Raw genomic sequence first — 12,577 nt, forward strand, 5'->3', positions numbered from 1 at the left:
AAGCCCTCCCTTAATTTTTATCGTAACCTTCGATTCCAAAGGTCTGGGTTAGTTTTTCAATGTAGTAGCCGGTGGCCAGGTAGATATTGTGCTCGTCATCCACCTTGACATCTGCAATCTTCTCCACTGCCTTATAACGCCAGAATTCCTCCCCTTTTTCATTGAATTTAACCAAGGTCTTATCATTATCCCAGGCGTAAACAGCTCCGTCCAAACCTTGGACAGCCCGCAAATAGAAGTTGGTAATGTTAATATCGCTTACTTCAAAAGAGTGTATCTGCCCACCAGAATATTTATTGAATACCCTAATGTCATCGTCATAAACACCAAAGAGAAAATCTCCATGCCTACCAAATATCGCCCTTGCCGTACTGAAATATCGTATAGTCCGAAGGGTGTCGATATCGTACAACTTGTTGAAAGCCAATACAGTGCGGTCATCCCACAGATGCAGTTTACGAAAAACACCACTAGTACCAATTTCTCTTTTCTCTAAAAGAGTACCCTCCGGGGATATTTTGGCTAAATAGTCCTTGGAGCCGGAAGTGTAAAAATAAGTAATGCTAACAACAATTACCCCTTCGCTGTTTACCACTAAATCTGTTACCGCACCTGTTGTACCAGTTATGCTGCAGGACCACTGTTCCACCCCGTACGGGTTAAGTTTTTTCAAGGTTCGGTTGGTATCGGCAATATAAACATTCCCATTCTTATCGGCTTTGACAAAGTTCAAGGCAAGGTTATGACGATATACCCACTGCTGCTCACCCAGCGCATTGAACTTCCTTGCCGTCCAGTCATCACTGGCACCATAAAAGTTACCGGTTATATCCACATCAATGGAATTTACTACACCTTCAAATTGATGGGGGATAAAATCCGACCACTCTTTATCGGTAGATAAAATGCGGGCTGAATGCTGGCGCAGCACATAGATTTTTCCCTGCTCTTTATCAAGGCCAAAACCATTAATGGGGTTACCGCTAATGTTGTGATCCTCACGCCAGATAAAACCGGCCAGTTGATTATCCAGCTTGGTGATTTCCCGATTGGAGACGGTATAAATGTTGTTTTCGCTGTCGATGAATATATTGTATACGGTAGTTGTGTTGGCACTAGATCGTTCAAAAATTGGCTCGCCTGTTTGGTAGCTGTGTTTGCGCAGGGTATAGTAATTATCTATTGAGTAAAAATGGTTAGTGCCCGGCTCAATAGCTAAAGCATAGGCATTTCTGGAATTAGGTATGGTGTAAGAATATACCGTGCTCCCGTTACTTGGATTTAGTCTATAAATCTTATAACTTTGATCAGCCACAATAACTGTATTGCTGTTCACCGCTAAAGCGTATATATAGGAATTTAGGCTACTTGAAGTCCACATAACATTGCCATTGTTTCGGTTGAACTTCTTCACGTAATAAGTTGAGGATTCAGTAACTCCAATATGAACACCAGATGTTTCTACTGCGATACAGTAAGGAGAACCAATATTTGGAGTTTCCCAAATTAAGGTGCCGCCTAAAGCGTATTTATATAGGCTCGATCCCTGAGCAAGGAAATAGCTACCATCCGTAGCTGCCAAGTCTGGGATCATAAGAGCACTGGAGGTTGTGTGGACATTATCGGCAATTACCTCGCCGGACTCAGCATCATAAATGTTCACACCTGAGCTGTGCAGCACATAGACTTTCCCGTCATGATAATGATTGACACCCTTGCGGTTGGACGAGGTTCTCAGGGAGTGGTGGGCAAAAGGCAGTCCAATCCCTTTAATCTCATCTGATGCTATGATTGGCGTTAACCCTTCAATGGGGATAACTCCCGTATCTCCCATTGATATTTGCCCCAAGCCGTGCAGCCATAAATCACTCATCTGTCATTACCTCCTTTATCCAATTTCCTGCCTCGTCATATATTTGGTTGTATACAACTACAGCCCGTACTGTTTCACCGTCTGTCTCATAATAAGTAACTGTACGGTTTTCGTAGCGTGGTGAGTTACCGCCGCTTAGTACGGACCGTTTAGCCAGGGTTCCATCTTGCCGGTGCCATTCAATGGTGGTGAAAATCCCCTTGTGGTCTTTCCCAAAACGGTAGGTATTGGCCAGATCCCCATGGGCGGAAAAGTCAGCCTCGTGGTCTCTAAAAGCAGTCCAGGGCACCAGGTCAGTGGCATCAAAGCTAAGTCCTTGAATATAGTCAAACCACTCTTTCCACTCGGCGTAAAACTCACCGTCTGGTTCCCTAATCTTGCTTTGCAGCCAGGCATCCCAGACAACTTCAAAGACTTCGGGGTGATTTGCCCACCAAGCGTCCCACTGCTCTTGCATCCACTGGGTTTCACTAGCTATGTCCTGGGGCAATAGCAGTTTGCCGCTGATATAGTAATCCACCGCTTCCGGGTGGCTGGCTTTACCCTCGATAACTTCCCACGATACAATAACCTGATCGAATACCGATGCTTGGTAGGACTCACCGGCTGATAGAATTTTATCTCGCATCACATAAGCCCCGGCCAGCTTTAGGCTGACGGTCTGCGCTGTATCGGTTAAATTGGTTAAAATGATTGATTTCAGCACTACCACCCGATCATTGGGTACCTGGTATAAAGGCTCAAATTCTGTGGGTAGTTCCCCTTTGGCAAGTCTGATGGCACTGCCCATATTACATCCCTCCCCAGGTGTTGATTACCGGTTGCGCTTCCAACCTGCGCCATTTGCCATCATTGATTTCAACTTCCAGATTACCGCCCCTTAAGCGTAGGCCATGGGTTTCCTCTCTTACGGTGCGGTCCCGGTGGGCTTTAAACTGGCTCCATGGTACTAGATTAGTGATGTCTTGTATTTCTTCAAACCAATCTTTCCACTGGGTGTAAAACTCACCGTCCGGTGCCGTTAATTTTTCGTTTACCCAGTCCTGCCAGACCCTCTGCGCTTCATGGTCAAACCAAATATCCCAGTCTTGCTGGATTCTATCGAACCAGGTTTTCCACTGGATGTAGAAGGCACCATCCGGAATGGTTAGCTTATCGTTTACCCAGTTAGTCCAGTTGTTTTGGAAAGCGGTGAACTTTGATTGCAGCATAGCTAAAAAAGCAGCATGCTCAACACTGGCATTCTGCTTTTTATCTGTCAAATATTCAAGCCAGGCGGCAAACTCTGTATCCCCGTGTGCTCTCCTGGCATTGAGGTATAACTGCCATTCGTTAAACAGCTCGGTGGTGTCCACCTGTTCAAATAAATGGGTGACCACGCCGCAGACGGCAGGGTTTAATCTTTCATCGGTTATCTGGTATGCCTCAATAAAACTTTTCCCGGCCAGTACCACTACCTGTGCCAGGGCCAATTCATAGATGTTTTCATTACGGGTTAGTTCCGGTACTTGGGGCGTTTCTGCAGCAGTACCAGTTAACACAAAGGCTTTCACATAGCGGTTTTCTAAAGTCTTATCTAATCTGATCACCACCCGGTCGATACGGTCGTAGTTGGCATGGGCCATGGGGTGGTAAAGTTCCAAAGGCTCGATGTCAATTTTGTAGAGATAACCCTCAATCCAGGCATAGCCAGGTTTAATAAATGTTCTCATGTCCTGGCCTTGTGCTCCTACCTGCAAGTTGTCCCCGGAGCCGTTGAAGATGCCGTTTCTGATAAACTGGCGGAAGTATTCAGCGAACTCATCGGCGGTATAATAGCGTTCATCTTCGCCGTCAACTGAGTCGAAAAATCTGTAGTGTTCAGCCACAAAAACCCTCCTTTCTAAAGGCCCACATAGCGGTTTTTCCACTTAACGAGAACCCTGGTCTTGATACTGTCGTTGTTGCTGGTGTAGCTTAGTGCATTTTCTCCTGGTACCAGTTGCCAAAACACACTGTTAAGATCAATGTAATGGAAGGCATTTTGCCCGTTAATCTTCACGTATTTATGCCCGAAGGCGGTATTGACGGTGAGCACATCTTCCTCCTCAAGCTCACGATTAACTTTGATAAATTCCCCGGTGGTTAGGTTAGACACGGTGGGATTCACCGCTGGCCCTTTGAATTCAATCTCCACTGGGGTTGCCACATCACCGCCATTGATGGCTCTACGCTTGAATCCCCGGTAGGAAAACATGGTGGGGAGCATTAGCCTGAATTGAATTCCACCCATGAGATAAGACATCTCCCTGCTTTCAAAATAGGGGTCTAACCAAAATGGCTCATGGCAAATTAAATGTAGCAGGAACTTTTGATAATACAAACCTTTGCTGCCTTGGCCGCTGGGAAAGATGGGTGTAGACTCCGCTATGCCTGTAATTTCTTTCACCTGATTTCCCTGGTGGTAGGTGATCGTCACTTCCCCCAGTTTTGGGTTTAGTACCTTCTGCATTTTCCTTCTTGCCATCAACACCGCAGCAGGATCGCCTTTGGTGATAATTGTGCCTTCAATGCTAACGGCCCGGTTATCCAATGTGTTATCAATAAAGGTGGAGCCATCCTGTTTCGGTGCCTTCTGGCTTTCAAGGGCTACCGGTACTTCGCCAACACCATCAATACTTTCTAGGAAATAAGGGGCTTGATTGCCTAATTTTATGCTTTCGCCGTTTTTGTTCGTGATGATAACACTGTCCACAATCTCACCTCCTACCACTCAAGAGCCAGCTGCCGGGATGCATTTTTTATCCGCCTAGCGGTTTCTGCCGGGGTAAGCGGTGTGGGGGAGTTAATCACGATATTTTGGGTAATGCCTTTATCCCCACCAAGGATCTCCTTTGTTTCGTGGTCGCTATAAATCCTACTTCCCCTGGGCAAGGCCACTAGCTCCGGCCCTAATTCACCCACCATAGTTAAACCACCGGGAAAGAAGCTGGTGCCGCTGTAGTTATCATCAGCCCCACCACCGGAAGTAACTGTGCTGATTACCCGTGTGATGCGCTCCACAATGCTAAATACCTTCTCCTTAACACTGGTGGCGTTCCATTCCTTAATCCGGTCAATGGCACTACTGATGGCACTTTTAACCCGATCCAATGATTCGTTCACTTTATCAGCCATAGCGGAAAACTTCTCGCTGGTGACTTCTTTCATGGTGGTTAATGCGCTGTCCCAAACGGATTTATAACCCTCGGTGTAGCTATTAATTAAACCTTTAATACCACCGCCATGCTCATCAATTTTATTTTGTATGGCCTGCCAAGTTTCAGCGGTTTTGGTTTTGATGTTGTCCCAGGTTTCATAGGTTTTAGTTTTAACCTCATCCCAGGTGGTGCTGACATTGGTTTTAATAGCAGCCACGGTTTCGGAGGTATTGGTTTTAATGTCATTCCACCTATCACTCATGGTAGAGCGGATGTTTTCCCATTGCTGGGATGTGGTAGTTTTAATTTCTTCCCAGGTGGAAATCACATTTTCTTTAATGGCCTGGGCTTTGGCGAAGATGTCGTCTTTCATGGCCTGCCACTTGGTTTTTATCTGGCCGGTTTCCCAATCCACCTGATTAACGTGCTCTTGAGCTTGAGCCTTAGCTTCCTCCACTACCCGCTGGTGCATAATTTCAGCCTGTTTAACCGTGTCATCCTTTTGCCGGGTGGCTTCTTTGATTAAGCGATCCGCCTGATCTTTGGTGATGGTGCCTGCTTCATCCCGCTGCCGGATAATTTCCTTAATTACCCGGTCGTACTGTTCATTAGCCGCTTTGATGGTTTTATCCTTTTGCTCAATGCTGTTTTTGACCACTTCGGCGGCTTGCTTGACACTAATCTCCCCGGCCTGGGCTTTCATCCGTTCCATAATGGCTTTGGCTTCGATTTCATTCTCGGAGAGGACTTGAATGCCGGTGTCCACCATCTGCCTTTGGATGGCATTAATTTCTTCCTGTTCAGACTTGGTAAGCGCCCTTTTCTCTGCCGTAGCGGTATCCAGTATGGTTTTTATCCTGGCTTCCCCGTCAGCTATGGTTTGTTTTCTGTTTTCATAGCCCTGCTGCATATTGTTTAATATTTCATCCTGCTCCTGCTGGGATAGGGAAGTGCTACCGGCAACAAAACCCTTAATTTTAGCCAGGGACTCTTCATGATGTTTAGCCAACCCCGCCTGCACTTGAGAAGCCATCTGTGAGAAGTTACCGGCAATGTTGTCGGCCATTTCTTTGGTAACTTCTTGGCCACTCCAAGACAGCTGGTTTAAAGCAACGGTGGCTTCATCATTCAGTTCTAAAAACCCGCCTACCGCTTCTTTGGTTGCTTCAGATACTTCCTTACCAAACAGTTTAATAGCAGGGATGCTCTCCTGACTTAAGTGTTTATATAAAGCCACCCCTGCCACCGTTAATCCAGCAATAGCAGCTACCGCAATCCCCACCGGCCCGGTTAAAACTGTAAATACTGTGGCTAAGGCACCAATGGCAGGTGTTGCTGCAACTGCTCCGGTGGTGGCCACAGCAATAGCCCCGGATACTGTAGATAGTACTCCTGCTACAGAGCCGATAACTCCGATAAGCTTGCCACCAATAAGTAATAGCGGGCCAATGGCTGCAGCCAAACCCGCTACTACAAGAATAGTCGTCTTAGCCCCATCGCTTAGTTCGCTGAATCTTTGGACGAGGGGAGTAATCCCTTCCAGTGCTTTGGAGATCACCGGCAGCAAGGCATCTCCAAAAGCACTGGCTGTTAATTGTAGTTGGTTTTTGAATAATTGTATCTTGGAAGCTGTGGTGCCAAAGCGCAGTTCCGCTTCTTTGTTAAGGGCATTGTTTTCTACCCAAGCCTCACTACCCAGTTCCAAGCTTTCCCTGAACAGGTCACCTGCACCGGATGCCCGCAGTAATGCGTCACGAACCCGGATTTCCGATAGGCCCAGATCCTCTAAGACTGCAAATACATTGCCGCCGCTTTTTGCTGTTTTATCTAAACCCTCAATAAATGAGATGATCGCCCCGGCTGCATCTTTTTCAAAAGCTTGTTGGAATTGACTAGCTGACATACCCGACACTTGGGCGAATTGTTCTAACTTTTGACCTCCGGAAGCTACGGCATTAGCCATGTCTACCATGACTCGGGAGATAGCGGAACCGCCGGATTCAGCCTCAATACCAACTGAACTTAAAGCACCGGCAAAGGAAAGAATCTGGGCTTCGGTTAAGCCGACCTGACTCCCGGCACCGGCGATACGCAGCCCCATCTCCACGATTTCGGCCTCGGTGGTGGCCAGGTTATTGCCTAAGGCCACAATGGTGGCACCCAAACGGTCAAACTCGGTTTGCGGCATTTGGGTAATGTTGGCGAGCCTGGCCAGCGCAGTTGCCGCCTGGTCGCTACTCATGTTTGTGGTTACGCCCAGCTTGGCCATTACATCGGAAAATCTTAAAATGTTTTCTTTTTTAATGCCTAGTTGTCCGGCGGCTTCACCGATGCCGTAGAGTTCTGTAGTAGCAATCGGCACAGTTTTAGCCATGGTTTCAAAGCCCTGTTTAAGTTCTTGCAGTTCCTGTTCGGTGGCATCTACCGTCTTGATAACCCCGGTAAAAGCTGTTTCTAAATCAATGGAGGCCTTGGTCGCTAATGCTCCAAGACCCACCAGGGGTGCCGTAACCTTGGTGCTCAGTTCCTTACCCGCTGCTTCCATCTTTTTACCGACAGCCTGCAGTTTCTCCCCGGCAGCCTCCAGTTCCTTGCCCAGTTTGCCCCAGCTAGAGGATTGCAGGGTTAATTGGTTATTGACATCTTTTAGATTCTGTTCCATGGTCACCAGCCTGGCACGGGCTTGGTTTAATCTGATTTCTAATTCCTGCGTGACCCTGGCATCAGCACCTTTGGTTTCAACCGCCTTCCGGTGGGCTTCCTCCAAGGTTTGCACCCTTTGCCTTTGCAGCTCTGTTTCCTTGGTCATGTGTTCGGATTTAAGGCGTAGTTTATCTAATTCACTGCCGTGTTGACCAAGTTGGGCACTGGCTAGTTTAAACTCCGATTGCAGTTTTCGCATTTCAGTGCCTAATTTACTGATTCCTTCTTGGAAGCCTTGGGAATCTAGGAATATCCGGACACTAAGATCACCAACACTTGCCATCTGTCTCACCACCTAAAAATAACGCCGTCAATAGGCGCTACAATATACTGTCGATATATACTTTTTCAGTTCCTCGTTTTCGGTTAAGCAACTTCAAGTAATAAATGATGTCCGTGGAATCAATCTCACCCATAGTCCAGCCCTGTTCTAAAAGAGCCAAATACAGCCGGTCAATAAACTCTTGGGGCTCCATGGCGTTTCCCGCTATTCGTTTTTTCCTGCTGTGGCCTCTCCCATCGCTCCCACCACTTCATTGATACAACGGGTAATGGTGGGGATTAAATCCTTGGAAGCCAGGCCGTCATAAAGTTCATCACGGGTAAATTGACTGCCGAATAGATCCACGATGTAATCCATTAATTTGTCCAGTTCCTCGGGGGCAATATTGTCGAAATTTATCTCTTGTGATACGGCAATGGTTGTTCTCACCATCCGGGCGCTAATAAAGCCAGCGGTGTAGGTTTTGTCCTTGCCATTAGTTTTAAGTACAATCTCCAAGGTTTAACCCTCCTCCGTAATTATCGCCGCTTCAAAGGCAGATACCGCTACGGCTAAAGTGGCCAGTGCCGCATCGACCTGGGCTTGGGTAGCGTTTTCATCATCCACCACGGCTTGAGCGGCATCGATAGCGTCGCTGAAGGTGTCGTAGGCTTCCTGGGGGTATTCTCCGATGCCAGTACCTACAGTTGCACCAGCTAATAAATCTTCGGCTTCACCAATAGTGGCAATGAGGGCAGACTTATCAACCACTACTGGACTGGTATCACCCGGTACCCTACTGAACCAACTTTCAAATCCAGTGAAACCCTGCCCGTCTTCGTCTGCTGTGTGCTTCCACTCACCGTCATGCACTCTGGCCATAAAGGTAAACTTCACTTTAGGGGTTTTGTGTTCTACGTTGTCCTTTTTAGTGGAGAAGTCCTCGGCCATGGGCTGGGCTACTCCTTTTAAGAGCCAGACATAGCGGTACTTGCCGTTGGACTTAAGACTCTTGAAACCTAAAGCAATATGAGGCGGAACGTCGGTAGCCTTTTCAATGAGCACCCCGTTTTTCAACTCATTGCCTAAAAGTTTGGCCCGGATAGTTAAGGGTAGTTCCGCCGTTTCTATTTCCACATCCACCTTGCCTAAAGCCGATACCGATTCCCACAGCTGGTCATCAGCGTAAAGCTCCTGAGTATTCACCGCCGGGTTGATAGTGGCGTTAATGGCTCCCACCAAGGCTTCGGTGGGTTCATAGGTTAACTCATCTTTAGTATCTGCGGTAAGAATAGCAAAGTGTAAATCATTTAATCCTACTTGTGCCATCTACAGCACCTCCTTAAAAAATCGCATGGCTTTGTGATAAATTCCTAAATCCTGTTCGTACAGGTCATAAAAGTTCTGTTTGGTAAAACCGGCAGTCAGCATCTTTTGATGGATTGATTTGACTAAATCTGTGTAATCGGTTTTGCTCCACACATCAACTTGCACATAATGGCCAGTAATTAACTCCGCATCATCGGCATGCTGCTCCGGTTTATCCAGGTAGGTGAAAAAGGTGATGTAGCTATCGGCTTTGCCTGTGTAGTTTTGGAATTGTACCGGTACTCCTATATCCTTTAAAGCCGTTATTATATTTTGGTTCATGCTCATAGGCCCAGCCCCCTTCGCAGTTCTTCCTTGATGGTTGCTGTGGCCCGGTCTTTACCGTTTTCATAGCCCGGTGCCATGAAGGGTTTAGCTCTCATTTTGACAGTTCCCAGTTCCAGAAATTTGCCATAATAGGCTTCCTTACTCGGCCCCACTGCTACATACTTAACCCCATCCTGGGTTCTCACACCGGAAACGGTAATGCTTTCTTTTAGCTTGCCAGTCCGCACTGGAGTTTCGTTTTGGATGGCCTCTTGCATTACAGCACCGGCTTCTTTTAAGGCTTTGTTTTCTATTTTCTTGCCCTCGCTGCCCAGCCTTTGAACGGCATTGATGAGGGCTTCCAAGCCCTCTAACTCTACCCTAGCCACTGCTTACCACCTCCAGTGCTTTGATTTCCAGATACCGGTTTTGATATTTGATGTTGTCAATAGCGGTGATGTTGTACTGTTTGCCTTGAAAAACAATCCGCATGGTGGTATCCAGACCCGTTAAATACCTAATGGTAAACTTCACCGTATTCTCTGCCTGGACAGCGGCGGCAGCAAAGTACTCCCGGCCATGCAGGTTGCTCACTGCCGCCCATACGGTCTTGAAATCCTCCCAGGTTTCTACCTCAAAGCCGTTCTCATTGACGCTAGTGGTAAGTTTCTGGAAAGTTATCCGGTGTCTTAAATCCCCAATCTCCACCTGCATCACCAGCTTTCCCGGCGAAGGTTTGCCAGTATCAGTTTCATCACATTTACGGTTTCAGCCATGCCGCCGCCTTCGTTTTTAAGATAATAGTGGGTTCCTTCCCTTTTTTCATACAGATTGGCCACACAGTACAAAACCGCTTGCCTGACTACCGCCGGTATTTCTTCAAACTCCGACAAGGGGTATCTTAAGATATCCTCGCAAATTTCCACGGCGGTAGAAATAAAATTAGTGATGAGTGTATCTTCCTCATCACCGTCTATCCTTAAATACAGTTTTACTTCTTCCAGGGTTACCACCATACACTCACCACCTCCCGCTGTTTATTCCGTGATGACCGCTGCTTCAAAGGTGGATACCGCCGTAGCTAAAGCAGTCACAGCATCGTCTACATTGGTTTGGGTGGCATCAGCGTTTTCCACTACTGCCTGTGCTGCACCAATGGCAGTTTCAAAAGCAGTAACAGCCTCTTGCGGATATTGGCCAGGCTCGGAGCCCACCTGAGCACCATCCAGTATATCTTGAGCGGCAGCAATAGCCGCTCGAAGAACAGATTTATCTACAGTGATTACTGCTGCTTCAAAGGTGGATACCGCAGTTGTTAATGCTGCAAGCGCAGTACTAACTTCGTTTTGGGTAGCACCTGTATCATCCACCACACCTAGGGCAGCTTCAATGGCGCTCTCAAAAGTATCGTAGGCAGCTTGCGGATATTCCCCAACATCCTCGCCAACCACTGCACTATCTAAAAGTTCCAAAGCTGCGGTGATGGCCGCTTCAAGTGCTGATTTATCCACCACCATCAGACCGGCAGCAAAAAGCCGCCCCAAGAGGGAGTTGAAATCCTCTTTTAGAGCGGCAACAGTGCTGGCTTCACTGTTAGTTTGGCCTAGTGCTGGTTTTAGTTCGGTTCCCTTGAAGGTGAGCTTACCACCAGCTGTAATCTCCAGCTGGCCACCCACCACCCATTTCTGCCCGCCTTGTTCGTGATAGTTTTTAACATTACTCATCTACCATCACCTACGCTTTCACCTTGAGAATTTTAATGGCTTCTTTAAGGATCAGCTTGCCATCCACCCGCTGCGCTGCCCTAAACCCTACTTGACCGGTGGCGGCATAGAGTTCGTTCAGCCTTTGAAAAATCCTTCCCTGACGGTCAGCAATCCAGTAGTAGCCCATATCACCGAAGGCGATCACTTTTTCCCCAGCGGCAATGGTGGGCACATAAGCCGAGGTCTTGACGGGACGGTTTAACAAAGTGTCCGGGTCGCCTGCAGTGAGGGAGGGCTGCCACAGGTACACACCGTTACCGTCTTTTAGTTTCCTGATTTCCTTCACCGTGGCATCGTTCATGATAAAGACAGCCTTCTTGCGGTAGGGGGCTTTTAGGGAATAAAAGAGGTCGAAAACCTCATCCGCTTTAAGAGTAGCCCCGGCAGTGGTTGCTCCAATCTCCCCGCCACTGTCATTGTCAAAGATGCCGGTGGGTTTCCCCTCACCATCCCCGATTAAAAAGGCTTCTTCTTCCTTGGCCCCAATGCGGCGAGCGAATTCTTTAGCAATGTAGCTTTCCAGGTTAAAGACGCTGTCGTTTAATAGTTCTTCGGAAACCTTAATCATGGTGGCCACCTTGTAGGCCCCAATGGATACCTGGTCAAAAGCATCATCTTTATCCTGATACGGCCCTTCTTCATCTACCCAGGTGGCCACCCCCTTGGAAGCTACCACCGGGATTTTCCGGTCACCGGTAGAGGTGGTAATTACTTTAGCCAGTGTACGCATGATGTTTTCTTCTTCCAAGGCTTCAATCAAGGTGCGTTCGAACTCATCAGGCACCAAATATCCACCCTCAGTGCCGTCACCGCCAATGGTTAAAGCGTTTCTGGCCTCATAGCTATTGCGGTTGCGCATATACTGCCAGAAAGCCTTATCGTATTCATTGGAAGCCCGGCCTTTAGGCTCATCACCAGGAATAGTTTTTAATGCTGTGCTGGTGGCCTTGGAAAGCTCAAGGTCAATGGCGGTTTGACGTTCCAGGCGTTCAATCTCTTTACCTAAATTGACAACTTCGGTTTCCATTTTCTCATAAGTGGCGGTATCCTCAGCAGAGAGAAGACCGTTTTCACCACGCTTTTCATCCAGGAAGGCCTTGGCTTGTTCCCACACTTTAGTCCGCTTTTCCCGCAGTTCGATAATTTTACTCATGGTATA

At 47.5% G+C, this 12,577-nt stretch carries 14 protein-coding genes; all 14 read right to left on the reverse strand.

The features are described 5' to 3' along the window. Positions 1-10: 10 nt before the first annotated feature. From DESGI_RS21345 to DESGI_RS21405, 14 genes are read right to left on the reverse strand one after another with little or no spacing between them, the layout of a single operon-like run. The gene (locus DESGI_RS21345) at positions 11-1,873 is read right to left on the reverse strand and encodes an outer membrane protein assembly factor BamB family protein (RefSeq protein WP_006524222.1); all 1,863 of its coding nucleotides are present in this window, start codon (positions 1,871-1,873) and stop codon (positions 11-13) included. Next, entirely contained in the window at positions 1,866-2,663 is a 798-nt protein-coding gene (locus tag DESGI_RS21350) for a hypothetical protein (RefSeq protein ID WP_006524221.1), read from the reverse strand. The genes DESGI_RS21345 and DESGI_RS21350 overlap by 8 nt, the downstream gene beginning before the upstream one ends. 1 nt (position 2,664) lies before the next feature. Further along, positions 2,665-3,741 carry a hypothetical protein gene (locus DESGI_RS21355; RefSeq protein WP_006524220.1) on the reverse strand — a complete coding sequence of 359 codons (1,077 nt, stop codon included), beginning with the start codon at positions 3,739-3,741 and terminating at the stop codon, positions 2,665-2,667. Positions 3,742-3,755: 14 nt separating this feature from the next. Next, positions 3,756-4,607, reverse strand: coding sequence for a phage tail family protein (locus tag DESGI_RS21360; RefSeq protein ID WP_006524219.1), 852 nt, complete (start codon positions 4,605-4,607; stop codon positions 3,756-3,758). Between the two features lie 11 nt (positions 4,608-4,618). Beyond that, complete coding sequence (locus DESGI_RS21365) at positions 4,619-8,038, reverse strand: phage tail tape measure protein (RefSeq protein WP_006524218.1); 3,420 nt, start codon at positions 8,036-8,038, stop codon at positions 4,619-4,621. Positions 8,039-8,075: 37 nt separating this feature from the next. Next, a complete protein-coding gene (locus DESGI_RS25255) occupies positions 8,076-8,231 on the reverse strand; it encodes a hypothetical protein (protein WP_006524217.1) in 156 nt (51 codons plus the stop codon). 11 nt (positions 8,232-8,242) lie between these two features. Continuing rightward, entirely contained in the window at positions 8,243-8,536 is a 294-nt protein-coding gene (gene gpG, locus DESGI_RS21370; protein WP_006524216.1) for a phage tail assembly chaperone G, read from the reverse strand. A 3-nt stretch (positions 8,537-8,539) separates the two neighbouring features. Beyond that, complete coding sequence (locus tag DESGI_RS21375; RefSeq protein ID WP_006524215.1) at positions 8,540-9,346, reverse strand: major tail protein; 807 nt, start codon at positions 9,344-9,346, stop codon at positions 8,540-8,542. Continuing rightward, on the reverse strand, positions 9,347-9,673 hold the full coding sequence (locus DESGI_RS21380; protein WP_006524214.1) for a hypothetical protein: 327 nt from the start codon (positions 9,671-9,673) through the stop codon (positions 9,347-9,349). It lies immediately after the preceding gene. After that, positions 9,670-10,041 (reverse strand): HK97-gp10 family putative phage morphogenesis protein, encoded by a 372-nt coding sequence (locus DESGI_RS21385; RefSeq protein WP_006524213.1) that lies wholly within the window; start codon positions 10,039-10,041, stop codon positions 9,670-9,672. The genes DESGI_RS21380 and DESGI_RS21385 overlap by 4 nt, the downstream gene beginning before the upstream one ends. After that, entirely contained in the window at positions 10,034-10,366 is a 333-nt protein-coding gene (locus tag DESGI_RS21390; RefSeq protein WP_015618030.1) for a phage head closure protein, read from the reverse strand. Before DESGI_RS21390 ends, DESGI_RS21385 begins: the two co-directional genes overlap by 8 nt. Next, positions 10,366-10,668, reverse strand: coding sequence for a head-tail connector protein (locus DESGI_RS21395; RefSeq protein WP_015618031.1), 303 nt, complete (start codon positions 10,666-10,668; stop codon positions 10,366-10,368). Before DESGI_RS21395 ends, DESGI_RS21390 begins: the two co-directional genes overlap by 1 nt. Positions 10,669-10,689: 21 nt before the next feature. Continuing rightward, entirely contained in the window at positions 10,690-11,376 is a 687-nt protein-coding gene (locus DESGI_RS24170) for an FIVAR domain-containing protein (RefSeq protein ID WP_006524210.1), read from the reverse strand. A 10-nt stretch (positions 11,377-11,386) separates the two neighbouring features. Next, positions 11,387-12,571 carry a phage major capsid protein gene (locus tag DESGI_RS21405; protein WP_006524209.1) on the reverse strand — a complete coding sequence of 395 codons (1,185 nt, stop codon included), beginning with the start codon at positions 12,569-12,571 and terminating at the stop codon, positions 11,387-11,389. Between the last annotated feature and the right edge of the window lie 6 nt (positions 12,572-12,577).

The sequence above is a fragment of the Desulfoscipio gibsoniae DSM 7213 genome (assembly GCF_000233715.2).
Classification (GTDB): domain Bacteria; phylum Bacillota; class Desulfotomaculia; order Desulfotomaculales; family Desulfallaceae; genus Sporotomaculum; species Sporotomaculum gibsoniae.

Coding starts and splice junctions, on each gene's coding strand:
- DESGI_RS21365 (WP_006524218.1), bottom strand. CDS start 8,038: ATGGCAAGTGTTGGTGATCTTAGTGTCCGGATATTCCTAGATTCCCAA.
- DESGI_RS21390 (WP_015618030.1), bottom strand. CDS start 10,366: ATGCAGGTGGAGATTGGGGATTTAAGACACCGGATAACTTTCCAGAAA.
- DESGI_RS21375 (WP_006524215.1), bottom strand. CDS start 9,346: ATGGCACAAGTAGGATTAAATGATTTACACTTTGCTATTCTTACCGCA.
- DESGI_RS21380 (WP_006524214.1), bottom strand. CDS start 9,673: ATGAGCATGAACCAAAATATAATAACGGCTTTAAAGGATATAGGAGTA.
- DESGI_RS21350 (WP_006524221.1), bottom strand. CDS start 2,663: ATGGGCAGTGCCATCAGACTTGCCAAAGGGGAACTACCCACAGAATTT.
- DESGI_RS24170 (WP_006524210.1), bottom strand. CDS start 11,376: ATGAGTAATGTTAAAAACTATCACGAACAAGGCGGGCAGAAATGGGTG.
- DESGI_RS25255 (WP_006524217.1), bottom strand. CDS start 8,231: ATGGAGCCCCAAGAGTTTATTGACCGGCTGTATTTGGCTCTTTTAGAA.
- DESGI_RS21395 (WP_015618031.1), bottom strand. CDS start 10,668: ATGGTGGTAACCCTGGAAGAAGTAAAACTGTATTTAAGGATAGACGGT.
- DESGI_RS21405 (WP_006524209.1), bottom strand. CDS start 12,571: ATGAGTAAAATTATCGAACTGCGGGAAAAGCGGACTAAAGTGTGGGAA.
- DESGI_RS21345 (WP_006524222.1), bottom strand. CDS start 1,873: ATGAGTGATTTATGGCTGCACGGCTTGGGGCAAATATCAATGGGAGAT.